The sequence below is a fragment of the Pseudomonas sp. GL_091 genome, from assembly GCF_057837725.1.
Genome location: NZ_CM174451.1, coordinates 5,730,319 through 5,753,931, shown reverse-complemented (window position 1 = coordinate 5,753,931; position 23,613 = coordinate 5,730,319). Strand labels below are relative to the sequence as shown.

The 23,613-nt window shown below is 59.1% G+C and carries 26 protein-coding genes; 16 read left to right on the top strand and 10 right to left on the bottom strand.

All coding sequences use genetic code 11. The annotated features are described in order from the left end of the window. The first annotated feature begins 44 nt into the window (after window positions 1-44). From AC3ITY_RS26125 to AC3ITY_RS26115, 3 genes are all read left to right on the top strand, one after another. Window positions 45-836 (top strand): phosphate/phosphite/phosphonate ABC transporter substrate-binding protein, encoded by a 792-nt coding sequence (locus AC3ITY_RS26125; protein WP_489311003.1) that lies wholly within the window; start codon window positions 45-47, stop codon window positions 834-836. Between the two features lie 134 nt (window positions 837-970). Beyond that, window positions 971-1,519 carry a sigma-70 family RNA polymerase sigma factor gene (locus AC3ITY_RS26120; RefSeq protein WP_489305875.1) on the top strand — a complete coding sequence of 183 codons (549 nt, stop codon included), beginning with the start codon at window positions 971-973 and terminating at the stop codon, window positions 1,517-1,519. Continuing rightward, the gene (locus tag AC3ITY_RS26115) at window positions 1,516-2,529 is read left to right on the top strand and encodes an ABC transporter substrate-binding protein (RefSeq protein WP_489305873.1); all 1,014 of its coding nucleotides are present in this window, start codon (window positions 1,516-1,518) and stop codon (window positions 2,527-2,529) included. The genes AC3ITY_RS26120 and AC3ITY_RS26115 overlap by 4 nt, the downstream gene beginning before the upstream one ends. Before the next feature lie 56 nt (window positions 2,530-2,585). Here the strand turns inward: AC3ITY_RS26115 and gstA are convergent, their stop codons facing one another. After that, window positions 2,586-3,188: a glutathione transferase GstA gene (gene gstA / locus AC3ITY_RS26110; RefSeq protein WP_489305871.1), complete on the bottom strand. Its 603-nt coding sequence runs from the start codon at window positions 3,186-3,188 to the stop codon at window positions 2,586-2,588. A gap of 99 nt (window positions 3,189-3,287) precedes the next feature. Here gstA and AC3ITY_RS26105 point away from each other — a divergent pair, with 99 nt between their 5' ends. Continuing rightward, on the top strand, window positions 3,288-4,160 hold the full coding sequence (locus AC3ITY_RS26105; RefSeq protein ID WP_489305869.1) for a LysR family transcriptional regulator: 873 nt from the start codon (window positions 3,288-3,290) through the stop codon (window positions 4,158-4,160). A 110-nt stretch (window positions 4,161-4,270) separates the two neighbouring features. Here the strand turns inward: AC3ITY_RS26105 and AC3ITY_RS26100 are convergent, their stop codons facing one another. Next, window positions 4,271-4,906 carry a glutathione S-transferase family protein gene (locus tag AC3ITY_RS26100; protein WP_489305867.1) on the bottom strand — a complete coding sequence of 212 codons (636 nt, stop codon included), beginning with the start codon at window positions 4,904-4,906 and terminating at the stop codon, window positions 4,271-4,273. A 399-nt stretch (window positions 4,907-5,305) separates the two neighbouring features. On the opposite strand from AC3ITY_RS26100, the gene AC3ITY_RS26095 reads away from it, so the two are divergent. Further along, window positions 5,306-5,554, top strand: coding sequence for a DUF6124 family protein (locus AC3ITY_RS26095; protein WP_489305865.1), 249 nt, complete (start codon window positions 5,306-5,308; stop codon window positions 5,552-5,554). Window positions 5,555-5,749: 195 nt separating this feature from the next. On the opposite strand, the gene AC3ITY_RS26090 is transcribed toward AC3ITY_RS26095, so the two are convergent. Further along, a complete protein-coding gene (locus tag AC3ITY_RS26090) occupies window positions 5,750-6,637 on the bottom strand; it encodes a LysR family transcriptional regulator (protein WP_489305863.1) in 888 nt (295 codons plus the stop codon). A 64-nt stretch (window positions 6,638-6,701) separates the two neighbouring features. Here AC3ITY_RS26090 and AC3ITY_RS26085 point away from each other — a divergent pair, with 64 nt between their 5' ends. Both AC3ITY_RS26085 and AC3ITY_RS26080 read left to right on the top strand, forming a co-directional pair. Further along, entirely contained in the window at window positions 6,702-7,628 is a 927-nt protein-coding gene (locus tag AC3ITY_RS26085; RefSeq protein WP_489305861.1) for an isocitrate lyase/PEP mutase family protein, read from the top strand. Between the two features lie 77 nt (window positions 7,629-7,705). Beyond that, on the top strand, window positions 7,706-9,001 hold the full coding sequence (locus AC3ITY_RS26080) for an SLC13 family permease (RefSeq protein WP_489305859.1): 1,296 nt from the start codon (window positions 7,706-7,708) through the stop codon (window positions 8,999-9,001). Window positions 9,002-9,093: 92 nt separating this feature from the next. Here the strand turns inward: AC3ITY_RS26080 and gntR are convergent, their stop codons facing one another. Next, complete coding sequence (gene gntR, locus AC3ITY_RS26075; protein WP_223445746.1) at window positions 9,094-10,125, bottom strand: HTH-type transcriptional regulator GntR; 1,032 nt, start codon at window positions 10,123-10,125, stop codon at window positions 9,094-9,096. A 215-nt stretch (window positions 10,126-10,340) separates the two neighbouring features. Here gntR and AC3ITY_RS26070 point away from each other — a divergent pair, with 215 nt between their 5' ends. Next, window positions 10,341-10,874 carry a gluconokinase gene (locus AC3ITY_RS26070; protein WP_489305857.1) on the top strand — a complete coding sequence of 178 codons (534 nt, stop codon included), beginning with the start codon at window positions 10,341-10,343 and terminating at the stop codon, window positions 10,872-10,874. Between the two features lie 81 nt (window positions 10,875-10,955). Then, window positions 10,956-12,308 (top strand): GntP family permease, encoded by a 1,353-nt coding sequence (locus tag AC3ITY_RS26065; RefSeq protein ID WP_489305855.1) that lies wholly within the window; start codon window positions 10,956-10,958, stop codon window positions 12,306-12,308. Window positions 12,309-12,540: 232 nt separating this feature from the next. Here the strand turns inward: AC3ITY_RS26065 and alaC are convergent, their stop codons facing one another. Continuing rightward, window positions 12,541-13,758, bottom strand: coding sequence for an alanine transaminase (gene alaC, locus AC3ITY_RS26060; RefSeq protein ID WP_489305853.1), 1,218 nt, complete (start codon window positions 13,756-13,758; stop codon window positions 12,541-12,543). A 137-nt stretch (window positions 13,759-13,895) separates the two neighbouring features. Between alaC and AC3ITY_RS26055 the strand changes: the two genes are divergently transcribed. The 3 genes from AC3ITY_RS26055 to AC3ITY_RS26045 all read left to right on the top strand — a co-directional run bounded on the left by AC3ITY_RS26055 (window position 13,896) and on the right by AC3ITY_RS26045 (window position 15,698). Next, entirely contained in the window at window positions 13,896-14,558 is a 663-nt protein-coding gene (locus AC3ITY_RS26055) for a LysE family translocator (protein WP_046042279.1), read from the top strand. 67 nt (window positions 14,559-14,625) lie between these two features. After that, window positions 14,626-15,111 (top strand): GyrI-like domain-containing protein, encoded by a 486-nt coding sequence (locus AC3ITY_RS26050; protein ID WP_489305851.1) that lies wholly within the window; start codon window positions 14,626-14,628, stop codon window positions 15,109-15,111. A 98-nt stretch (window positions 15,112-15,209) separates the two neighbouring features. Next, a complete protein-coding gene (locus AC3ITY_RS26045) occupies window positions 15,210-15,698 on the top strand; it encodes a GNAT family N-acetyltransferase (protein WP_489305849.1) in 489 nt (162 codons plus the stop codon). Window positions 15,699-15,843: 145 nt separating this feature from the next. On the opposite strand, the gene AC3ITY_RS26040 is transcribed toward AC3ITY_RS26045, so the two are convergent. Beyond that, window positions 15,844-16,329 carry a GNAT family N-acetyltransferase gene (locus AC3ITY_RS26040; RefSeq protein ID WP_489305847.1) on the bottom strand — a complete coding sequence of 162 codons (486 nt, stop codon included), beginning with the start codon at window positions 16,327-16,329 and terminating at the stop codon, window positions 15,844-15,846. 142 nt (window positions 16,330-16,471) lie between these two features. Here AC3ITY_RS26040 and AC3ITY_RS26035 point away from each other — a divergent pair, with 142 nt between their 5' ends. The 3 genes from AC3ITY_RS26035 (at window position 16,472) to AC3ITY_RS26025 (ending at window position 18,557) form a co-directional block, all read left to right on the top strand. Next, window positions 16,472-16,897, top strand: coding sequence for a YybH family protein (locus tag AC3ITY_RS26035; protein ID WP_223533692.1), 426 nt, complete (start codon window positions 16,472-16,474; stop codon window positions 16,895-16,897). Window positions 16,898-16,975: 78 nt separating this feature from the next. Then, a complete protein-coding gene (locus AC3ITY_RS26030; protein WP_007985194.1) occupies window positions 16,976-17,320 on the top strand; it encodes a YciI family protein in 345 nt (114 codons plus the stop codon). Between the two features lies 1 nt (window position 17,321). Beyond that, on the top strand, window positions 17,322-18,557 hold the full coding sequence (locus AC3ITY_RS26025) for an RNA polymerase sigma factor (protein WP_489305844.1): 1,236 nt from the start codon (window positions 17,322-17,324) through the stop codon (window positions 18,555-18,557). A 105-nt stretch (window positions 18,558-18,662) separates the two neighbouring features. Here the strand turns inward: AC3ITY_RS26025 and AC3ITY_RS26020 are convergent, their stop codons facing one another. Then, window positions 18,663-19,517, bottom strand: a complete 855-nt coding sequence (locus tag AC3ITY_RS26020) for a LysR family transcriptional regulator (protein ID WP_489305842.1) — start codon at window positions 19,515-19,517, stop codon at window positions 18,663-18,665. 90 nt (window positions 19,518-19,607) lie between these two features. Here AC3ITY_RS26020 and AC3ITY_RS26015 point away from each other — a divergent pair, with 90 nt between their 5' ends. Beyond that, the gene (locus AC3ITY_RS26015; RefSeq protein ID WP_489305840.1) at window positions 19,608-20,042 is read left to right on the top strand and encodes a multidrug/biocide efflux PACE transporter; all 435 of its coding nucleotides are present in this window, start codon (window positions 19,608-19,610) and stop codon (window positions 20,040-20,042) included. Window positions 20,043-20,181: 139 nt separating this feature from the next. Here AC3ITY_RS26015 and AC3ITY_RS26010 read toward each other — a convergent pair whose 3' ends face one another. The 3 genes from AC3ITY_RS26010 to AC3ITY_RS26000 form a co-directional block, all read right to left on the bottom strand. Further along, complete coding sequence (locus AC3ITY_RS26010; protein ID WP_056725897.1) at window positions 20,182-20,904, bottom strand: TylF/MycF/NovP-related O-methyltransferase; 723 nt, start codon at window positions 20,902-20,904, stop codon at window positions 20,182-20,184. Further along, window positions 20,901-21,767 (bottom strand): hypothetical protein, encoded by an 867-nt coding sequence (locus AC3ITY_RS26005; RefSeq protein ID WP_489305838.1) that lies wholly within the window; start codon window positions 21,765-21,767, stop codon window positions 20,901-20,903. The genes AC3ITY_RS26010 and AC3ITY_RS26005 overlap by 4 nt, the downstream gene beginning before the upstream one ends. Before the next feature lie 186 nt (window positions 21,768-21,953). After that, window positions 21,954-23,561: an inorganic phosphate transporter gene (locus AC3ITY_RS26000; protein WP_489305836.1), complete on the bottom strand. Its 1,608-nt coding sequence runs from the start codon at window positions 23,559-23,561 to the stop codon at window positions 21,954-21,956. Between the last annotated feature and the right edge of the window lie 52 nt (window positions 23,562-23,613).

The following is a 23,613-nucleotide window of genomic DNA, read 5'->3' as shown; positions in this document are numbered from 1 at the left end:
TCACCTCAATCCCTGTGGGAATTTCGTTGTGTGGAGATACGATGATGACCCAACACATCGCCGAACTGCTGATGTACACCGCCCCCGAACCCATCCACCAGGCCAACGAACGCTGGCTGGCGCGAATCCTCGAGCATCTGGGCGTCACCCGCAGTGATGCCGAAGGCCTGTCACTGTTGGACCTGTGGCTGTCGCCGAACTTGCTGCTCACTCAAACCTGTGGCTATCCGCTGATGACGGCATTGCGCGGCAAGGTCCGGGTGCTGGGTCGCCCTCGTTATGAACTGCCGGACAGCAGTGGCGGCAATCATTGCAGCCTGATTCTGGGACGCATTGATGATGTGCGGCGAACCCTGGCGGATTTTCGCGGCAGCCGAGGCGTGATCAATGGCCTGGACTCCAACAGCGGCATGAACCTGCTGCGCCACCGGTTGGCGCCATTGCATCGTGACGGACAGTTTTTTGCTCAGGTCGGAATCAGCGGTAGTCATCGCAAAAGCCTGCGCTGGTTGCGCGAAGACCTTGCCGATCTGGCGGCCATCGACAGCGTGACCTTCGCCTATCTGGCGCGCCATGCCGCAGAGGAAGTCGCCGGTTTGCGCGTGATTACCCGTAGTGCGCTCAGTCCTGCATTGCCGTTCATTACTGCTGCGACGGTCAGCGATCAGCAGGCTGAAGCGATATTGCAGGTGATGAATCAAGCGTTGCGTGAATTGCCGGACGTCGCCGAAACCCTCGGTTTGCCAGAGGTACTGCCTGCCAACGAAAGCGACTATCAGGTTGTGCTCGATTATCAGCGTGAAGCCGAGGCGCTGGGGTACGGGGAATTGCGATAGCGGCCTATCAGATTTTTAATTCCAATAACGAATATAAAAATAAGTTTTAAGTATTATTAAAGAATAAGGCTCCTTGCTAGGATTCGCCTCACCGGACCACCGGACATTCAGCGACCCCTAACCCAGGAGCCCCTATGTCCGGCGCCGATATTCTTCATCGCAAACACGTGGACGGCCTGTTCCGCGCTCACTACCACTGGCTCTGCACACGCCTGCACCAGTTTCTGAACGATGCTGCCGGTGTCGAAGACATTGCCTGCGAAACCTTCGTGCAATTGCTCGAAGCCCCTGGCCTGACGGCAATCCGTGAACCCCGTGCCTTGCTCACCACTATCGCCCAGCGCCTGTTGTACCAGCGATGGCGTCGAGGCGATCTGGAGCGCCGGTATCTTCAGCAACTGCAACAGGCCGAGCCGATCCACGCCGAATCGCCGGAGGAACTGGCTCAGTTGTCCCAGACCCTGGCCCGTGTGAGTCGCAGTCTTCAGCGGCTGCCCGGCAAAGTCCGCACGACCTTCCTGCTGTCGAGGATCGACGGCCTGACCTATCCGCAAATTGCCGCTGCGCTGGGCATCTCGCTGCGTTCGGTCAGCGACTACATGACCCGTTCCCAGGCCCTGTGCGACCGGCACAGCGCCAATCAATCCCTGAACAGCCCACTCCAGAACAAGAGGTCCGCATGAGATCGATCAAAACCCTGCTCGGCAGTTCGTTGCTGGCCCTGAGCCTGTTGTCCCACCCGGCATCGGCCACGGAAAAACCCGCGCCCATTCACTTCGGCGATATCACCTGGGAAAGCGGCAGCCTCATCACCGAAATCCTGCGCCTGATCGTTGAAAAAGGTTACGGCTACCCGACCGACACGTTGCCGGGCAGCACCGTCAGCCTGGAAGCGGCGCTGGCCAAAAACGATATCCAGGTCATCGGTGAAGAGTGGGCTGGACGCAGTCCGGCCTGGGTCAAGGCTGCGGCGGAGGGCAAGGTGTTCGGTCTCGGCGATACGGTCAAAGGCGCCACCGAAGGCTGGTGGGTGCCGGAGTACGTGATCAAGGGCGATCCCGAGCGCGGCATCAAGCCGTTGGCCCCGGAGCTGAAATCCGTTGCTGACCTGGCGAAGTACAAGGACGTATTCCGCGACCCTGAAGACCCGAGCCGCGGACGTTTCCTCAACAGCCCGACCGGTTGGACCTCGGAAATCGTCAACAGCCAGAAACTCAAGGCCTATGACCTGACCGCCAGCTACGTCAATTTCCGCACAGGGTCCGGTGCCGCACTGGATGCCGAGGTGGCGTCGTCGATCCGCCGTGGCAAACCGGTGCTGTTCTACTACTGGTCGCCGACACCGCTGTTGGGGCGTTTCAAACTGGTGAAACTCGACGAACCGCCGTTTGACGCCGAAGCCTGGAAAACCCTGGCCGACGCCAACAACCCGAACCCCAAAGGCACGCGCTCGATGCCGGCGAGCCTGGCCATCGGCGTATCGGCACCGTTCAAGGCGCAATACCCGGACCTGGTGACGTTCTTTGAAAAGGTCGATTTGCCGATCGATCTGCTGAACCAGACCTTGGGTCAGATGAGTGAAAAGCGGCAGAAACCCCGTGAAGTCGCCGAAGCGTTTTTGCGTGAACAGCCACAAGTGTGGAAGGGCTGGGTGCCGGGGGAGGTGGCTACCAAGGTGAGTGCCAGCTTGTAGTTTTGTGCTGTCTGGAAGGTAGCCATCGCGAGCAGGCTCGCGATTGATCTCAAGTCTTACGCCAACTCGGCGGCCAACGCCGCTTTCACCGCCGGCCGCTGATCCACCCTGGCTTGAAACCTTGCCAACGCCGGCCACTCATTCAATTCAATGTCGAACAACCGAGCCCAACGCAGCACCGTAAACAAATACACATCAGCAATGCTGAACCCGCCCGCCATCAAGTAATCCTGCCGCTCCAGCGTCTGGTTCAACACGGCAAAACGCTTGAACAATTTCTCCTTGATCAGCGCTTTCACCTCTTCGGGAAATCGAGCGTTGAACAGCCAACCGAGCCCGCCATGAATCTCCGTCGAGATGAAGTTCAGGCATTCCTGTAACCGTACCCGCTCGAATGTCCCCTGCGCAGCGGCCAGTTTTGCTTGCGGCTGTAGATCGGCCAGGTATTGCAGAATTGCCGGCCCTTCGGTCAGCACTTCGCCGTTATCCAGTTGCAAGGCAGCGACGTAACCCTTGGGGTTGATGGCGAGAAAGTCGTCGCCGTCGGCCGTGGTTTTGCTGATGTTGTCGACACGGATCAATTGGAAAGGCAGTTCCAGTTCACGCAGCACGATATGCGGCGCCAGCGAGCAGGCTTGGGGGGCGTAATACAGCTTCATGGGGCGGGCTCTGGTTGTGGATTTACGCCAGTGTCATAGTGCGCTGCGCCACCGGTAAAATTAATCTTTCAGAAAACTGCCATAAGGAAAGCTACTGCCATGATGAACCTGATGCACTGGCGAATGGTGGTGGCCGTGGCGGATACCGGCAACATCACCCGGGCCGCCGAACGGGTCGGCATGACCCAGTCAGGCGCCAGCCAGGCCCTGGCCTTGATCGAGGAAACCCTGGGCGTTCAATTGTTCACCCGGGAAAACCGCCAGACGTTACCGACAGCCATCGGCCTGCCGGTTATCGAGCAGGCACGGACCATGCTCGGTGCGCTGCAAGCCATTCGCAGCACCGTCGAGGCCGCAAAAGGTGTTGAACGCGGGACGATTCGCCTGGCCAGTTTTCCCATGGTACTGGCGACCTTTCTGCCGCCGTTGCTGCGTCAGTTCAATCGGCTTTACCCCGGCATTGAGGTGGTCGCCCTGGAAGTCAGCGATGACGAAGTGGAAACCCTGCTCGGCGCGGGGTTGGTGGATGTCGGCGTGGTGCTCAATCCGTCTGCCGAGCGCAAGGCCAGTCCTTTGGGACGCGATGCCTGGATGGCGGTATTGCCCGGGGGCCATCCGCTGGCGCGGCGTTCCCATGAAGAGGGCGTCTGCCTCGAAGAGTTGGTGACGCAGCCTTTTGTACTGGCCACGGGCGGTTGTTCGACCAATGCGCGAAGCCTGGCTGCCGATGCAGGGCTGCAACTGCAAGATGTGCGCGTCGAGGTCCGCGAATGGAGCAGTGCGTTCACCCTGGTGCGGGAAAACATCGGCGTGAGCCTGGTGCCGGAGATGACGCTGCCGGGCAATCGGCAAGGTTTGCGCGTGGTACCGGTGTTGCCGCGGATCGAGCGTGAGTTTGCTTTGGTGGGCGCTGCGAACAAACCGCCGTCGGCGGCGGTGCAGGCGCTGCTGGACATGCTCGACGGACGGTAACCCCCGACAAGCCGCTGAACCGATTTTGTCCTCAATGCCGGCCGACTAGTGGCCTTGCAAGCCCAAGGTTGCCTCGCTGTGTGGCGATCCAGGCGGCAACCTGCGGCCATTCAAGGCAAGCCATTGCAGCAATGCTTCAGGAAACCGGGGTGTTGCGCCAGGCGTTTGAAATATTCATCGACGGCGGGGTAGTCAGGACGGTCGATCGGCGTCATCAGCCAGCGATTGACCGACAAACCGATGACAACGTCGGCCAAAGTAAACTGTGGTCCGGCGACATACGCCTTGGTGGTTGCGAGTTGATGTTCGAGGATGCCCATCTTCTGGTTCCAGCCGCGGATGCCGACTTCGAGGCGATGGGCGTCCTGGAACTCCGGGTCCTTGCGCACCAACGCCATGAACGCATAACTCCACGACGGATTGAGCTCGGTAGCTTGCCAGTCCATCCACTGTTCCACCCGGGCGCGTGCCGCCGGTTCGCCAGGCAGCAGTTCATGGTGGTGTTGGTGTTTGCCGGCCAGATAGCGGCAGATGGTATTGGATTCCCACAACACGCCGGCTTCATCGATGATCACCGGCACCTGTGCGTTGGGATTGAAGCGCAGGAACTCGGGGCTGTGGGTGGACGCGAAGCCACTGCCCCAGTCCTCGCGTTCGTAGGATATGCCCAGCTCCTCGCAGGTCCACAGGACTTTTCGGACGTTGATGGACGAGGCTTTGCCGAGAATCTTCAGTGTGTGTTCCATTTGAGCTGCTCCATCGCGTATGGCGTAGGTGTAATTGTAGGAGCGGTCTGTAGGAAAGGCGTTTCAACAGGTTTCCGCTGCCTACGATTTATTGCGTCATTGCCTACAACTACGCCAGAATCCGCCGACTTGTGCGCCTGGTATCCGGACTCTATCGTTCCGCGTCGCTGCAAATTCAGCGATCGGGTCTAGCAGCCTGGATACTTTAGGCGCATAGCGTCCACCACTCGTGAACAGGTGTTTTTTATGCCTGTCAGTTCATGTTATGGCGGCTGTGCGTGGGAAGATCTTCGGGTCTACCGGGTTCTAGAGTCCTGGTCTGCTAGCCCGCGCACGGCTGCCACCTTATTTTCGTCTAGCAGCGAATCGTGGCAGCTCCATCACTCTAGGAGCATCACCATGTTCAAACCCACGCCGAACCCCCCACGCAATCCCAGCCCAATGTTCTCCATCTCCCCCGGCATCAATAACGAAACTCTGCTGGCGCACGCCTGCGAATCGTTGGCCTCGGCGAGCGTCATGACCAATGACTTTGCTGCATTCCTGGAAGGTAGCCAGCGCAATACGGCATTGGCGATTGCACAGATCATCATGCTGGCTGAACTGGCGGTGAACCGGGTACTGGATAACCTCGATCCGCAGGAATAGTCGCGGAACCTGTGGCGAGGGGGCTTGTCGGAACGCCGCACCGCCCCGTTCGGCTGCGGAGCAGTCGTAATCCGGTTCATGGGGTTTAAGTGTATGGCCGCAGTGTCTGTTTTGGGGTCGCTTCGCAACCCAACGGGGCGGTGCGGCGTTCCGACAAGCCCCCTCGCCACAGTATGGTCTGTATCGGAGGATCAATTACGGAGTTTCGATTCTCGTCGAACTGATCAGGTCTTTGACTACGGTTGACTGATTCGCTTTTCGCGTAGCCAATCCAAGTATCGCCTTCGGCCAATCAAGCCGAAGTGCTCGGTAGTGCAAGTCAGCGCGTTGAATTCGCTGCATCGATGCGGGTACCACCGCAATACCCATCCCGGCAGATACCAGGTTTACAGCGGAAGATAGTTGGGGGGCCTGCTGACGGATGGTCGGATTGAACCCGGATTGCCGGCAAGCGGCCACGATATCCGCACTCAGCCCATAACCGGATTTGCGTGAATACAGGATGAAGTTCTCCTGCCGTAAATCAGCAAGCGACAGACGCTTGCGTGACGTTAATGGGTGGCCGTCAGGCAGGACAACAATAAGTGGTTCTTCGGATAAGGTGATGAAGTCAATGTCGCCGCCCATAGCAAACGGAGGCCTGACAAACGCGGCGTCAATTTCTCCACGGCCGAGCCTGGAAATAAGCGATTCGCTATCGTTCTCCTCAAGGTTTACCTCCACCTTGGGGTGTTGTCGCTGGTAACGGCTGATCAATCCGGTAACGGTATCGTTGAACGAAGCGGATTCGGTGAACCCCAGGTTCAACGAGCCGATCTCTCCTCGTGCGGCGCGCCGCGCATTTTTTTGGGCGTCCTCGGCACGTGCAAGAATATCTTGTGCCGATACCAGGAATACCCTGCCAGCATCACTGAGTATGACGCCGCGTCCTACCCGGTGAAAAAGCGGCGTACCAATTTCATCCTCCAAATCACGTATTTGCTGTCCAAGCGGGGGTTGGGCGATCCCAAGTTGTTCGGCGGCTCGTGTGAAGTTCTCCGCCTGGGCCGTAACGACGAAATAACGTAGATGCCTGAGTTCCAATTAGGACTCCAAAGATACCAATTGTGTATGTTCTAAATATTAGACATTTTGTTTGTGTGGCGCCATGCTTCTTCTGAACCAAGATACCGCCAGTGGTTTGGTCATAACGTTGACGGTCCGAGAATTAGGAGCATTTCATATGAAACCAACTCGACAATTGCGTGAAAAACTATCCTTGGGTTCTTCCGTGATAGCACCAGGCGCCTATGACGGTATATCCGCTCGGCTAGTTGCCATGGCGGGTTTCGACGCGGTCTATGCCAGCGGTGGTGCGATTGCGCGTGCTGCTGGATACCCGGACATCGGTCTACTGAGCTTCAGCGAAGTATTAGAACGGATCGAGAAAATTGTTGAAGCAAGTGGCTTGCCAGTGATTGCAGACGCCGATACGGGATTTGGGGGATCAGCCAATGTTCAGCGCACGGTTCGAGCTCTTGAGTGTGCCGGTGTCGCCGCCTTCCACCTTGAGGATCAATCGTTTCCCAAGCGCTGCGGCCATCTGGATGACAAAAAGTTAATAGACGTAAGCGAGATGTGCCGGAAAATTCGAATTGCACGCCATACCCTGATCGATCAGGACTGCATGATTATTGCCCGTACCGATGCAATTGCGTCAGAAGGTTTTGAGTCTGCGTTAAGCCGAGCCGAGCAGTATGTGAAGGCAGGTGCAGACATGATTTTCGTAGAAGCCCCGGAGACACTGGATCAAATTCGCACGATTGCCCGACGCATCCCTGGGCCAAAACTGATGAATATGTTCTACGGTGGCAAGACTCCCTTAATGCCCATTGAAGAGCTGTCCTCTCTTGGCTACCAGCTCGTCATCATTCCTTCGGATATGCAGCGTGCTGCAATACACGCGATGCAAATCGTTTTGGCTGAAATCAAACGCTCAGGGGATAGCAGCGTCATGGCAGCTCAATTGACGAGTTTCGAGGAGCGCGAAAAAATCGTTCAGACCAGCCGGTATCTTGCCTTGGACTTGTTATAAACCCAGCTATGAAGTCGGACCTCAGGAATTGAGAAAACTCAAGATGTAACCAAGTCCGCGGAACATAGGGAAGTGATATGGATATTCAACTCATAACAGTGGCCGGTTTGGTAACTGTGACAATCGCGCTATGGGCAACACGCAGACTTCCGGAGTACTTGACTGCACTTATGTTCTTCGCGTCTGCGATGATCCTCCATGTTGCTCCCGCTTCCTTGATCTTTTCTGGGTTTACCTCCGCCGCATTCTGGCTCGTTATCAGTGGCTATGTCATTGGAATCGCTATCCGCAAGACAGGATTGGCCGCTCGAAGTGCGAGGGTGCTCGCTACCCATCTTTCCAGATCATATCCACAAATGGTCTTTGGAATTGTCGGCCTCACTTACGCGCTCGCTTTTGTTATGCCTTCCAATATGGGGCGTATTGCTCTACTGATGCCGATTGTCCTGGCGCTTGCTGATCGAGTGGGTTTCAGGGAGAAAAGTCCAGGGCGTATTGGTCTTTCACTTGCTGTCGGCTTTGGAACCTTCCAGCTTTCGGCATCCATTCTGCCGGCGAATGTTCCAAATCTTGTCATGGCGGGGGCCATCGATACCACGTACGGGTTGCAGTTATCCTATCTGCCTTATCTGATATTGCATGCACCCGTACTTGGCATTCTGAAGGGACTTGCACTATGTGCATGTATTGTCTGGTTGTTTCCAGATAAAGCGGGAAAAAGCATAGAGGTGGAACCTGCTCGCCCATTGAGTCCTAAGGAAAAGAGGTTGGGTATCCTTCTTTTGATGACTCTGGGGCTCTGGCTTACCGACTCCTTACACGGTATTTCCCCTGCATGGGTCGGTCTCGTGGCAGCTTGCGTATGCCTCCTTCCACGAGTCGGCTTTGTATCCAGTGAAGAGTTTGGACAAGAGGTAAACCATCGGACGGCAGTCTATGTCGCAGCAATCCTCGGACTCGCCGCACTTGTAGGACAAAGCGGACTCGGAACATTAATTGGTAATGAAGTACTTACCCTTGCACCGTTGGATCCGGCTTCACCGTTCGGCAGCTACACCTCAATCGTAGGTCTTTCCACGCTGCTAAATTTTGTGGTTACAGCGAACGGAGTACCAGCTTTATTTACTCCCTTGGCACAGTCGTTAGCCACCGCATCCGGACTGCCGTTACTGAGTGTTCTGATGATTCAGGTCATCGGGTTTTCAACACCGCTTCTGCCTTACCAAGCCTCTCCGATTGTTCTCGCTATTGAAATGGGAAAAATCCCTTTCATGGCAGCGTTACGATTGAGTCTTGCGCTTGCATTCATTACGTATGTTGTATTGGTTCCCATCAATTACGGATGGTTCGTCTTTCTGGGTTGGTTGCCATGATCCTGAAGCCAAAACTGTGACCCGTTCTTATGGGAACTGATCCTGACACGGCAGACACGGCAAACTCCTGAACCGTGTCGCCGAACGTGTCTTTAAGTACTCTCCCGAACCTTCAACTCAAACCCCATGTCCTGCACCGGTTTGGCCACGGTATTGCCGGCCATCAGCGTCAGCATCTGTTCCGCCGCGCGGCGGCCGATGGCTTCGCGCGGGGTGTTGATGCTGCTCAGGCGCGGGACCATGTGTTCGGACATGGGCAAGTCGTTGAAGCCGAGGATCGCCACTTGCTCGGGGATCTTGATCCCATTGCGCATGGCTTCGAGCAAGGCGCCCTGGGCCAGGTCGTCGTTACCGAAGAAGATCGCATCGACATCCGGATGACTGGCCAGCAGTTGCAGGAACAGTTCGCCGCCGAGGCCGACGGAGGATGAGCGGGGCGTCAGCACTTCCAGGTCCGGGTCATACAAACCGGCCTTTTGCAGGGCTTTGCGGAAGCCTTCGCCGCGCAGCAAGGTGCGCTGGTCCAGTTGCGCGCCGATGTAGGCCAGGCGCTTGCGGCCGCGGGACAGCAAGTGTTCGGCCGCCGTTTCTCCGGCGGCCAGTTGCGAAAAGCCAACGCAATTGAGCCCGGCCGCGCTGTCCAGTTCCATCATGTACACGCAAGGAATGTTGCTGGCTTCGATCATCCGCCGCGAACTTTCGGTGCGGTCGAAACCGGTCAGCAACAAGCCGCGCGGCTGATAGGCCATGTAGTTGCGCAGCAGGTTTTCTTCTTCATCACGGGAGTAATGGAAGTTGCCGATCAGCACTTCGAAGCCCTTGGGGCGCAAAACCTGATGAATGGCTTCCAGGGTGTCGATGAACAAAAGGTTGGACAACGACGGCACCAACACCACCACCGATTGGCTCTGGGCCGAGGCCAGGGCGCGGGCGGCAGGGTTGACCACATAGTTGAGTTCCAGCGCCGCTTTCTGCACTTTTTCCACAAGTTCAGTGGCCACGGTGCTGACGCCACGCAAGGCGCGGGAGGCGGTGATCGGGCTGACGCCGGCCAGCCGGGCAACTTCGTTCAGGGTAGGGCGGCCAGTGGTGCGGGTATTTTTATCGTTTTTAGTTGGATTCATCGACGGCTTGCCAAACAAAATTCAAGGCACTAAGGTAGCGCTGTCTCGATGCAGCTGCAAATGCGTGAGCGAGGGTTCGCCTGATCCTCGCTTTTTGGCATTGAGACCTAACCTGCTGCAACCCACAAAATGACAAGAAAGGCGTCGGCAACTTCTGCTTTTGAACTAGTGTCATAACTGGCAAAGGTAGCGCTGTCTGCGCGCTGAGGTGTTACATGAATCATCCCATCACCGCCCTGGTCATCATGGGCGTTGCCGGTTGCGGCAAGACGTGCGTCAGCGAGGCCCTGTGCCATTTGAGCGGCGCCACGGCCATTGAAGGCGACTCTTTCCACCCTGCCGCCAATATCGAAAAGATGAGCGCGGGGATCCCCCTGAACGACGAAGACCGCGCCGGCTGGCTCGACAGCCTGTGCGATGAACTGCGCCGTGTCGACGCCATGGGCCAGCGCCCGGTGCTGACCTGTTCGGCGCTCAAACACATCTATCGCGAACGTCTGCGCAGTGCCTTGCCGGGCCTGGGCTTCGTGTTCCTTGAGTTGACCCCCGAAGTGGCCGCCGACCGTGTGTCCCATCGGCCAGGCCATTTCATGCCGTCGACCCTGATTAACAGCCAGTTCGCCACCCTCGAATCGCCCGTCGGCGAGCCGTTGACCCTGGCGCTGGATGCTTCGACCCATAGCGTCGAGCAACTGGCTGCACAGGCTCATGTCTGGTGGCAGGCGAACGGCCTGAAGCAGGCGGTATGACTGTGTTTGCAAAGACAGCGCTGTCCTCACGACTTCTGATCAACCCGCTTTAATAACAACAACAACCAGGAGACACCCCTAATGTTTGGCATGTCCCACGAGACGTTCCTGCTGCTCGATGCAGTGGTCACGGTGATCGGGCTTATTGTCCTGATCACCAAGTTCAAGTTGCACCCATTCCTCGCACTGATCATCGCCGCAGCCTTCCTCGGTCTGACGTCCGGCATGCCGATCGGCACCATCATCAAGGCGTTCCAGGACGGCTTCGGTGGCGTGCTTGGTTTTGTCGGCATCATCCTCGCGCTGGGCACCATGCTCGGCAAAATGATGGCCGAATCGGGCGGTGCGGATCAGATTGCGCAGACGTTGATCCGCGCCTTCGGCAAGGACAAGGTGCAGTGGGCGATGATGTTCGCCGCGTTCCTGGTCGGCATTCCGCTGTTCTTCGAAATCGGCTTCGTGTTGCTGATTCCGTTGGTGTTCATCGTGGCCCGCCGTACCGGTGTTTCGATCATCAAGATCGGTATCCCGCTGCTGGCCGGTCTGTCCGCGGTACACGGCCTGGTGCCGCCGCACCCGGGGCCGCTGCTGGCCATCGGTGTGTTCGGTGCCGACATCGGCAAGACCATTCTTTATGGTCTGATCGTTGCGCTGCCAACCGCCATCATCGCTGGCCCGATCTTCGGTACCTTCATCGCCAAGCACATTCCTGGTCATCCGAATCAGGAACTGGTGGATCAACTGGTGCGCGATGAGAATGCAGGCGATCTGCCTAGCTTCGGCATTACCCTGATCACTGTGCTGTCACCCGTGTTCCTGATGTTGCTCAAGACCTTTGCCGATGTGGTGCTGCCAGACGGCAACTTCTTCCGCACCTTCATGGACCTGATCGGTCACCCGATCTCGGCTCTCCTGCTGGCGTTGCTGCTGTCGCTATACACCTTCGGCTACAAGCAGGGCATCGGTTCGCAACAGATGCTCAAATGGCTGGATGCGAGCCTTGCGCCGACCGCCGCGATCATCCTGATCATCGGTGCCGGTGGTGGCTTCAAGCAGATGCTGGTAACCAGCGGTGTAGGTGATGTGATCGGTCACATGGCGGTGGCTGCACAGATCTCGCCGATCCTGCTGGCCTGGCTGGTGGCAGCGGTGATTCGTATCGCGACCGGTTCGGCGACCGTGGCGACCATTACCGGTGCCGGTATCGTAGTGCCGGTGGTGGGGATGATTCCGGGCGTGAACCGCGAGCTGCTGGTGCTGGCCACTGGTGCCGGTTCGTTGATCCTGTCCCACGTTAACGACGCCGGTTTCTGGCTGGTCAAGCAGTACTTCAACATGACCGTGGCCGAAACCTTCAAGACCTGGACTGCGATGGAAACCATCCTTTCGGTGGTGGGCCTGGGCTTTATCCTGTTGTTGTCGCTGTTCGTCTAAGCGAATCGACAGACACAAAAAAACCGCAGCGATGCGGTTTTTTTGTGGGTGAAGATTTGTGGCTACGCACTCTTTGTGGCGAGGGAGCTTGCTCCCGCTCGTCTGCGAAGCAGACGTAAATCCAGTCAATGCGTACTATCTGAAAATCTGCGGTGACTGGTTTTGGGGCCGCTTCGCGGCCCAACGGGAGCAAGCTCCCTCGCCACAGTAGTGGTTCCCCACAGGTTTCTGGTTAACCGTTGGTTTTTGGTGCCAGCCCATCCGCTCGAAACATCCCGCGAATCCCGCGCACGGCCTGACGAATCCGGTCCTGGTTTTCGATCAGGGCAAAGCGCACGTGATCATCGCCGTACTCGCCAAACCCGACGCCCGGCGAGACACACACCTTGGCCTCGGACAGCAGTTTCTTGGCGAATTCCAGTGAGCCCAGGTGCGCATAAGCCTCGGGAATCTTCGCCCAGACGTACATCGACGCTTTCGGGTTTTCCACCATCCAGCCCAGTTCGTGCAGGCCCTTGACCAGCACGTTGCGCCGCTGCCGATACTGCTCGGCGATGTCGCGCACGCATTGTTGATCGCCTTCCAGTGCGGCAATCGCCGCCACTTGCAGCGGGGTGAAGGTGCCGTAGTCGTGGTAGCTCTTGATCCGCGCCAGGGCGTTGACCAGTTCCGGGTTGCCGACCATGAAGCCAATGCGCCAGCCGGCCATGTTGTAGCTCTTGGACAGGGTGAAAAACTCCACCGCAATGTCCTTGGCCCCCGGCACTTGCATGATCGACGGGGCTTTCCAGCCGTCGTAGACGATGTCGGCGTACGCCAGGTCGTGCACCACCAGCACGTCGTACTGCTTGGCGAGGGCAATGACACGCTCGAAGAAATCCAGCTCCACGCACTGCGCGGTGGGGTTGGACGGGAAACCGAGGATCATCATCTTCGGCTTCGGGATCGAGCCGCGAATGGCCCGCTCCAGTTCAGCGAAGAAATCCACGCCCGGCACCAGCGGCACCGAGCGCACCTGGGCGCCTGCAATCACCGCGCCGTAGATGTGAATCGGGTAGCTCGGGTTCGGCACCAGCACGGTGTCGCCCTGATCCAGGGTCGCCAGCATCAGGTGCGCCAGGCCTTCCTTGGAGCCAATGGTGACGATGGCTTCGCTTTCCGGGTCGATGTCGACCGCGTAGCGATCCTTGTACCAGTTGGAAATCGCCCGGCGCAGGCGCGGAATACCCTTGGAGGTGGAGTAGCCGTGGGTGTCTTCGCGCTGGGCCACCGTGACGAGTTTTTCGACGATGTGCGGCGGTGTGGCGCCGTCGGGGTTGCCCATGCTCAAGTCGATGATGTCTTCGCCACGACGACGGGCGGCCATCTTCAGCTCGGCGGTGATGTTGAAAACGTAAGGGGGGAGTCGATCTATGCGCGCAAAGCGGCGCGGCGAACCTTGTTCGGCCATTGTTGCCTCGGATAACGTAAGCGCCCGGAACCGTCCGAGCGACGCAGGTCAGCGGTGACCTGTGGCGGAATGTAAGGGCAGCTGTGGCAGACTGTCCAGCCTCAATGTAAACAAATTTGTCCGAAGGATAGGGTTCGATGGAATTTACCAGCGGCTTCTTGCTGAGCCTCTCGCTGTGCCTGGACATCGGCGTGGCCAATATCGCGATGATCACCCTGGCCATGCAACGCGGCTATTTCCAGGGTTTTGCGCTGGGGCTCGGGACCTGTGTCGGCGACCTGATCTACGCGGTACTGGCGCTGGCCGGCATGACCGTGTTGCTGCAGTACGAAAGCGTGCGCTGGGTGTTGTGGATCGGTGGCTCGGCGCTGCTGGTGTACTTCGCGGCGAAGATGATCTATTCGGCGATTCACCACGAGGCGCTGCTGGCCGAGACAGCGGAGGTCGGGAACAACTCCCACCGCAAGGAGTTTTTCCGCGGGATTTTTCTCGCCATGTCTTCGCCCAGCGCGATCCTCTGGTTCGCCGCAGTGGGCGGCACCCTGATCGCCCGTTCCGGTGGTGGTGGCCCACTCAGTTCGGCACTGTTTCTCGGCGGTTTCCTCTGTGCCGGGCTGCTCTGGTCGGCAGGCTTGTGCTTCGCCGCGAGCCATGGCGGCAAGTTGCTGGGCGACAAATTGCTGCGTTATTCCTATATGGCATCGGCGGCGATCTTCTGCTATTTCGCGGTCTACGTGATCCTATCGGGTTACAACGAGTTCGTTGGCGCCGCTGCCGTCGAGCAATTGCACGCACTGTAATTGGGCGAATCGGGTTTGGCTTCTATACTCCCAGCCGAACCCATTTTTATGCGTCAGGAGTCGAGTCATGGATGAGTTAGCACGCGTCGAACTGACGCAACCACGCTTCGAACACGGGCACTTCCTGCTGATTGCAGGACTGGGCGGAACATTTACCCAACAAACCGTTCAAGGCATTCCCGAACTCTGGGAGAAGTTCAACCCGCATCTGGGCCAAATCCCGGGTCAAAAAGGCGAAGTCACTTACGGCGTCTGCTGCAATTTCGACGGCAAGGGCGGCTTCGATTACATCGCAGGGGTCGAGATCAGCAAACTCGACGATTTGCCGGAAACCTATCGCTGGGTTGAAGTGCAGCCGCAGTATTATGCGGTGTTCGAGCACAAGGGGGCGCTGGATACCTTGCCGCAGACCTTTCGCTACATCTTCGACACCTGGCTGCCACAGTCCGGACACCAGGCGCTTGACGCCCCGGAGTTCGAACGCTACAGCGAAGACTTCAACCCCAAGCTCAACACCGGCAAGCTGGAAATCTGGCTGCCGATCAAGGCGTGACACGTGTATCGAGAGGCGGATCAGCCGATTCGTCTCTCGATGTCCCACGGCGGCTGATTTATCATCCCCAGCCTTTCCCACGCTGATTCCGAGCTGCCATGAACACCGTCATCCGCAACGTCACCCCCGCCGATCTGGACCGCTGCTATGCCATCGAAACTGTTGCCTACGAAGGTGACGAAGCCGCGACCCGCGAGAAGATCGCCACCCGCATCGCCACCTGGCCCGAGGGGTTTATCGTCGCGCAAGTGGACGGGGTTGTAGCCGGATTCATCAATTCCGGTGCGGCGTTCCAGGTGGAAATGTCGGACGAGGCGTTCAAGGAACTGATCGGCCACGACCCGGCCGGACCGCACGTGGTGATCATGTCAGTGGTGGTGCATCCGGATTATCAGGGGCAAGGCCTGGCAAAGCGCCTGATGGGCGAGTTCATCGAGCGCATGCGTGTGATGGGCAAGGTCACCATCAACCTGATGTGCAAGGAACGGCATATTCCGTTGTATGCCGGTTTTGGCTTTGCCTACATCAAGCCTTCGGCGTCCGACCATGGCGGCATGGCGTGGCATGAGATGGTGCTCGAACTCTGATCCGACGTAGATCCCCTGTAGGAGCGAGCTTGCTCGCGAAGGTGTGTCAGCATAAGTGGTGTCGACTGACACTCCATCACGAGCAGGCTCGCTCCTACAGGGGGCGGTGTTGTGCCAGTAATGTCTGCAAAAAACTAACGCGCAGTCAAAACACCAACCCCATCCGCCGCTCATAACCGATCCGGCCCTTGTACGCCTCGCCACTGTCGACAAAGCCAAACCTGGCGTACAGGGCGATGGCGGCTTCGTTGTCGGCATCCACCGACAGCTCCAGCCCCCTGATTTCCGGCCAGGCCAGGCGCGCCGCTTCGGGCAGCGCTTGCAGGCAGGCCTTGCCGTAGCCCTTGCCCTGGGCGCGCAGATCGACCTGTAGCGCATGCAGCGTGGCGCTGTGTTCATCGGCCCAGGCCGGCAACACCGGCGGGCGCTTGAGCAGCAGGAACGCGACGGGCACATCCTCGGCCAGCAGGGCGAATCCCTTGACGCCGGGTCCGGGCTTGGACAACAACGTGTGCAAGGCGCCGTGGATGTCACCCGAGAACCTGATTTGCTCCGAATGTACTTCGATGGCCTCGACCTGTTGGCGCTGCAGCGCATTCAGGCTTTCATAAGGCACGAGTCGGGCTGTCACTGGAGTGTCCTGCTTCCAACTGAAAATGAACCTCGGATTCTAGCGAGTTTGGCTTTATGGTTTATTTTTATTTCGTCTGTCGATTTGCCGGATCGCTGGACGACTAAGGGTGTCTTCTTAGTAAAAACCACGGAGAACCACCATGAATGCACAAACCCAGATCCAGAACCTCATCGAAACCTATCGCCAGGCCGTGATGGCCAAGGACGTGGATAAGGTCATGACCCTGTACGCCGACGACATCGTCTCGTTCGACGCGGTCAAGGCCCTGCAATTCAAGGGCAAGGAGGCGTACCGCGCGCATTGGGAGGATTGCATGAAAATGTGCCCCGGCCCGCACATTTTCGAATTCCAGGACATCCGCATCGAGGCGTCCCAGGAGATCGCTTTCGCCCACTGGCTGGCCCATTGCGGTGGCACCAACGATAAGGGCGAGACCCAGTCCTGCTGGATGCGCGGCAGTGCGTGCTATCGCCAGGAAGACGGGTTGTGGCAGATCGTCCATGAGCACTGGTCGGCGCCGTTCGACATGATGAGCGGCACCGTCCTGTTCGATCTGAAACCCTGATCGATGTTATTTGTCGGGGCGCCGCACCAAATGGCCAATCCACGGCCATAGTTGATCCGTTCGAATCAGGAGACGTTCATGAAGTATTTATGCCTGGTGTACAGCGATGAGCGCCTGCTGCATTCGCTGCCGGAAAGCCCGAAGGACGAAGAGTGCATGGCCTATGCCGAGTCGATCCAGGGCAGCGGCCGGATGGTCGCCGCTGAAGCGCTGGAATCGGTGCAGACCGCCACCACGGTGCGCATGCGCAACGGCAAGATGTCGATCACCGATGGCCCGTTCGCCGAAACCAAGGAGCAGTTGGCCGGCTTCTACCTGATCGATGCCAGGGACCTCAACGAAGCCATCCAGGTCGCCGGGAACATTCCGGCGGCCCGGGTCGGCAGTGTCGAAGTGCGCCCCGTTCGGCAGTTGAATCCTTAAGATGCCGGGGCTGCCGGTTCAGGCGCAGGTCGAGCGGGTTTATCGCGAAGAGTCGCGGCGGATTCTTGCGACCCTGATTCGCTTGCTGGGGGATTTCGACCTCGCCGAAGAGGCCTTGCACGAGGCGTTTTTCATCGCGGTCGAACGCTGGCAGCGTGACGGCGTGCCGGACAATCCGCGGGCCTGGCTGGTGTCCACCGGGCGCTTCAAGGCCATCGATGCCTTGCGCCGGCGCGCGCGTTTTGCCGCGTCGCAGCCTTTGCTGATCGCGCAACTGGAGGAACTGGAGCAGGCCGACTGGAGTGATGAGGACGTGGAAGACGATCGCCTGCGGCTGATCTTCACTTGCTGCCACCCGGCCCTGGCGGCCGACGCACAAGTGCCGCTGACGCTGCGGGAAGTCTGCGACCTGACCACGGAAGAAATCGCCCGGGCCTTTCTCTCGGCCCCTGCCACCATCGCCCAGCGCATCGTGCGGGCCAAGGCGAAGATCCGCGATGCGAAAATCCCCTATCAAGTGCCGACATTCGCTGAGTTACCCGAGCGACTGGACAGCGTATTGCGGGTGATTTACCTGGTGTTCAACGAGGGGTACTCGGCGTCCATCGGGGCCGAACTGATCCGCGAGGATTTGACCCGCGAAGCGATCCGTCTCGGCCGGTTGCTGGTGGAGCTTTTGCCGGAACCGGAGGTGATGGGCTTGCTGGCGTTGATGCTGCTGCACGAGTCGCGCCGCCCGGCCAGGACCTCGGCGAGCGGCGAGCTGATTGTGCTGGACGAACAGGACCGTTCGCTGTGGGACGCCGGGTTGATCAGCGAAGGCAGCACGCTGATCGAACAGGCGCTGACCATGGGACGATTCGGACCCTATTGCCTGCAGGCGGCGATCGCGGCGGTGCACGCCGAAGCCCCGACGGCGGGGGAAACCGATTGGCCGCAGATTGTCGGTCTGTATGACGTCCTGCTGCGGGCGGTGCCGTCACCGGTGATCGAGTTGAATCGCGCGGCGGCGATTTCGCAACGGGATGGTCCGCTGGCGGGACTGACGTTGGTCGACGCCATTCTGGAGCGGGGAGAATTGCTCGACTACCACCTGGCGCATTCGGCGCGGGCGCAATTCTGTCAGCAACTGGGCCGCAAGCAAGAGGCGCGGGCGGCTTGGGAACGGGCGCTGGCGTTGACCCGGCAAGAGCCGGAGCGGCGGTTTATCGAAGAGCGGCTCAAGGCGTTGGAGTGATGCGGCAGTTCTGGCTTCATCGCGAGCAGGCTCGCTCCCACAGGGATTGATGGCGTACTCGAAACTGTGGGAGCGAGCCTGCTCGCGATAAGGGACGAAGGACCTTCACTCCAGCATCTTGCCCAGCAACCAGCTCCCCGCCGGCCCCGGCGGATTCAGCCGCGACCACAACGCATCCACCGACACCGTTTTCGGCCAGCCGCGCACCACCAGTTCCTGCAACGAACCGGGCCCGAACCGCTCGACCAGCCAGCGGGGCAACGGCGCCCAGCCGAATCCGCCCTGGGCCATTTCCAGCAGCATCAGATAACTCGGCGCCGACCAGACGCGGCCCTTCGCCCGACTTTCATAGGGATTGATGATGGTGGCCAGACGCAGCTCGCGGTGCTGTTGCAGTACGTCCCGGTCGACGTAGTCCAACGTCGCCAACGGGTGTGTCGGGGACACGAACAAGGCGATTTCCGTGCGTTCGTCCACCGTCGAGCTGACCAGGTCCGGCGGGTAGCTGTCCTGCATTTCGGCGAAGGCAATCTGTGCCCGGCCGCTTTGCACCAGCGACACCAGGTCATCGCATTCGGCGATCAGGCATTCGAGCTCCAGGTCCGGGTAACGCTGCTCGAAGGCACTCAGGGCGGTTTCGAAGCGGTCCGACTGATAGGTGTCGGAAAGCGCCACCGTCAGCTTCGCTTCCACCCCTTGAGACAGTTGGCTGGCGGTCATTTCCAGGCGACTGGTGGCGGCCAGGATGTCTTCGGCCCGTTGCAGCATGACGTGCCCGGCCGGGGTCAGCCCGGGCTTGCGGCTGCTGCGGTCGAACAGCGTCAGGTTCAGGTCGATTTCCAGGCTGGCCACCGCTGCGCTGATAGTCGACTGACTGCGGCCGAGCTTGCGCGCCGCGGCGGAAAACGAGCCTTGAGTCGCGGCTTCGACAAACGCCAGCAACACTTCGTGAGAGGCCATGAACTATCGCCTTGATCGATGGTTATTGGTTATGAAGTATCGGTGTGATGACAGATCATGGCAACCACAGTCACTCAAGGGAGTTCGGCCATGAGCGCCAACAAATCCATTACTGAACGTATTTTTCAAGCCATCGGCTTCGAACTGCTGGCCATCCTGATCTGTACCCCGTTGCTGGCCTGGATCATGAAGAAACCGATGCTGGAAATGGGCATGGTCACCGTCCTCATCGCCGCCCTGGCCCTGGCCTGGAACGTGGTCTTCAACGGTATGTTCGATCGGCTGCTCAAGCGCTTCGCCATCGCCCACAACGCCTGGGTTCGTGTGGTGCATGCACTGTTGTTCGAAGGCGGACTGGTCGCCCTCGGCGTACCGCTGATCGCCTGGTGGCTGAATGTCAGCCTGTGGCAGGCGTTCCTGCTGGATATCGGCGTGTTGCTGTTCTTCCTGCCGTACACCTACGTCTACCACTGGGTGTATGACGTGGTTCGGGAGCGGATGCTGGTGACTCGCGAGGTTTGCTGAGTCGTGTTTGAACCGGTCCTTGTAGGAGCGAGCCTGCTCGCGATGGCGGCATGACAGTCAATATCAATGTTGAATGTCAGACCGCTTTCGCGAGCAGGCTCGCTCCTACAGGTTTTGCGCCCGTTTCCAGGTCTTTGGATCAGACGTGGAAGTAACCCACGCACGAATCGAACGGCAGGCGCTTGAGTTCGATCTTGTTCAGGTCGAGCACTTCACGCAGGGCCTTGGTTTCGCCCGGGAAGTTGCGGTAGGCGACTTCGTCGAGCACCACGATCGCGCCTTTGGGCATGTACGGCAGGAAGGTTTCCAGCGCGACTTTGGTCGACTCGTACAGGTCGGTGTCGAGGATCAGCATGGCCACGACCAGGTCCGGACGGGTCTTGACCCACTCCGGTACGGTCTTGACGATATCGCCCTTGACCAGCTCGCAACGCGGAATGCGGTTGACCGGGCGCAACAGGTCGTTGGCGTCGATCATGTCCTGGATCAGCGACTGGTCGGTGTCGGCGAACATGGTCTCGTTGACGTCGGCCGGGTCTTCTTTCTTGTCGATGCTCTGGAAGCCTTCGAAGGTGTCGAAACCCACGATCGAGCGGTTGATCGCATACGGCTCGAGAATCATCGACAGGTGCATGTAGAGCATCAACGAGTTGCCCTTGTACACGCCGCACTCAATGATCGCGCCCGGCACTTCGGCGACCTTCTTGAACAGCTCCATGCGCGACAGCGCGGCGGTCACGCCAATGCGGTTGGCGAAGACGAACGGCGCGTCGGCCACGTATTCGGCATCGACCCGTTTCAGGACGTTGGTGCGGGTTTCGTTGTACTGGGCCTCGGCGGGCGTGATGCGACGCTTGGTCATTGTGGGATTCCTCGGAAATTCGAAAAGTCGTGGACGTGGAAGTAGTCTTTGAAACCGGCGCCGACATCCGGGCAGGCGCTGTCGACGTTGATCGCGCCGCGCTGCTGCTTGAGGTCGTCGAGGTGCATCAGGCGAAAATCCACGCTGAAGCGGGTTTGTTGCGTGTAATTGGGCACGGTGCCGTGCAGGTGCGAACCCGAGAACACCAGCATCTCGGCGGTGTTGCCGGCGATGCGCAGTTCAGAGGTGCTGTTGATCGCTTCGGTGGGCACCGGGTGCTGGCGCGCCTCTTCCTTGACGTTGTCCTTGGCGCGCTGGCGTTGCACGTCGATCCAGTCAGACAGGCTCCACTGCGCCGAGGTGTTTTTCACCGGGACGTCGAAGTAAGCCGGGTTGATCATCATGGTCTGCTCAGGCTGGATCGTGTAGACCGGCATCCAGGTATTGATCTGGCAGTCGACACCGCCGTACCAGGTATCGCGATGGGGCTTGTAGGCGTAGCTGACGCCAGCGTGCAGGTAGTCGTAGTTGGGCACGACGCGGATGCGCGGTACGTCAAAAATGAACGCCTCGGGAGCGGCACCGATTTCGTCGATGAAGCTGCGGATCAGCTCCTTGGCACGCAGGCTGTTGGTGAACTGGCCCTTGAGGCGAGTCACCAGCACCACGAACTCTTCCACCGGCATCAGCGTGTGCAGCGCCTGGTGGTTGGTCTCGCCATCGAAGGCGGCGGTGATGCTTTCCTGAGCAAAGGCACAGAGTTCCTTTGCTGCTTTCAGTTCGGTGTTGAGGAAGATGTCGCCAGCGTAGATCGCACTTCTGAAATCAGCGTGCTTGTGCAACTGATTGATGAATAAGTTCACGGTTCTCACCCAGGAATACTTTGGCTCTCATAAGAGTCGGCAACAGGCTGGCAAACTGAAGCGCCATCCTCGAACGAAACGATCAATACCTTGAGTTGGCGATGAAATGCGCGGCTTTGCGCCGGGCTGAAAGCAAACATCCCGCAGCGATTGCTCGCCGCGGGATGTGAGTACCGGCGGGAATGATCAGAACAGTTGGGTGAACAACCAGTACAGGCTACCCGACAGCAGGATCGCCGCCGGCAACGTCAGCACCCAGGCCATCAGCAAGTTGCGGATGGTCTTCATCTGCAAGCCGCCGCCGTTGGCGACCATGGTCCCGGCCACGCCGGAGGACAATACGTGAGTGGTCGACACCGGCAGGCCGAACATGTCGGCGGCACCGATGGTCAGCATCGCCACGGTTTCTGCCGAGGCGCCCTGGGCGTAGGTCAGGTGGGTCTTGCCGATTTTCTCGCCGACGGTCACCACGATGCGCTTCCAGCCGACCATGGTGCCCAGGCCCAGGGCGATGGCCACGGCGATCTTTACCCACAACGGAATGAACCGCGTGGAGTTGTCGATCTGCTGCTTGAACAGTTGCAGCTTGCCGTTGGTGTCGGCGTCGAAATTACCGACCTTGTTCTTGTCCATCAGGCGAATGGTTTCGCTGCTCAAGTACATGTCGTTACGCACGTTGCCCACGGCCTCGGCCGGGACTTTCGACAACGAGCCATAACCCTTGACCTGGGCACCGATGCTGCCGGTCAGCGCAGCCAGCGCCGGCACCAGTTGCGGGGTGGCTTCCTTGCTGCGCACGTATTCGGACAGCACCGCACGTGGGTCGGCGGGGGCCGGTTGCGGGGCCGCCTTGACCAGCGCTTGCTGGGTCACTTCGGCGACCGCCGCGAACTGCAACGCTTGATCGGCCGGCATGGTGCGGTTCAATGCGTAAGCCATTGGCAGCGTGCCCACCAGAATCAGCATGATCAGGCCCATGCCTTTCTGGCCGTCGTTCGAGCCGTGGGCAAACGACACGCCGGTGCAGGTCACGATCAATAGGCCGCGAATCCACCACGGCGGCGGGGTCTCGCCCTTTGGTTCTTTGTACAGCGCACGATTCTTGACGAATGCGCGCAGGGCCAGCAACAGCAGCGCGGCGCAGCCGAAGCCGACCAGTGGCGAGAGCAGCAGCGCATAACCGATCTTGGTGGCCTGGGCCCAGTCCACACCGCTGGTGCCGTCGCGGCCGTGCATCAGGGCGTTGGCCACGCCGACCCCGATGATCGAACCGATCAGGGTGTGCGAAGACGACGCCGGCAGCCCCAGCCACCAGGTGCCGAGGTTCCACAGGATCGCGGCGATCAGCAGGGCGAAGATCATCGCGAAGCCGGCGGACGAGCCGACTTGCAAGATCAGCTCCACCGGCAGCAGGGCGATAATGCCGAATGCCACCGCGCCGCTGGACAGCAGCACCCCGAGGAAGTTGAAGAAACCGGACCAGACCACGGCAACGTTCGGCGGCAGCGAGTTGGTGTAAATCACCGTGGCCACTGCGTTGGCGGTGTCATGGAAGCCGTTGACGAACTCAAAGCCCAGGGCAATCAACAGCGCCACGCCCAACAGCAGGAACGGCGTCCAGGTGGTCACCACCGTGCCGAGTTCGTTCATGTCGTGCATCAGGCTGTAAGCGGTAAACAACAAACCGATGGCCAGCACGGCAAAAAAAACCACGATGGTGAGCAGGCCGGGTTTTTTGTCGAGTTGCGGTTTGGCGCTACTGGCGGGGGTGGCGGTGAAGGAGGGCGTAGCCATCACTGACATTCCTGAGGAGGGAGGTGTACCAGTGATAATCGTTGCCAATTGT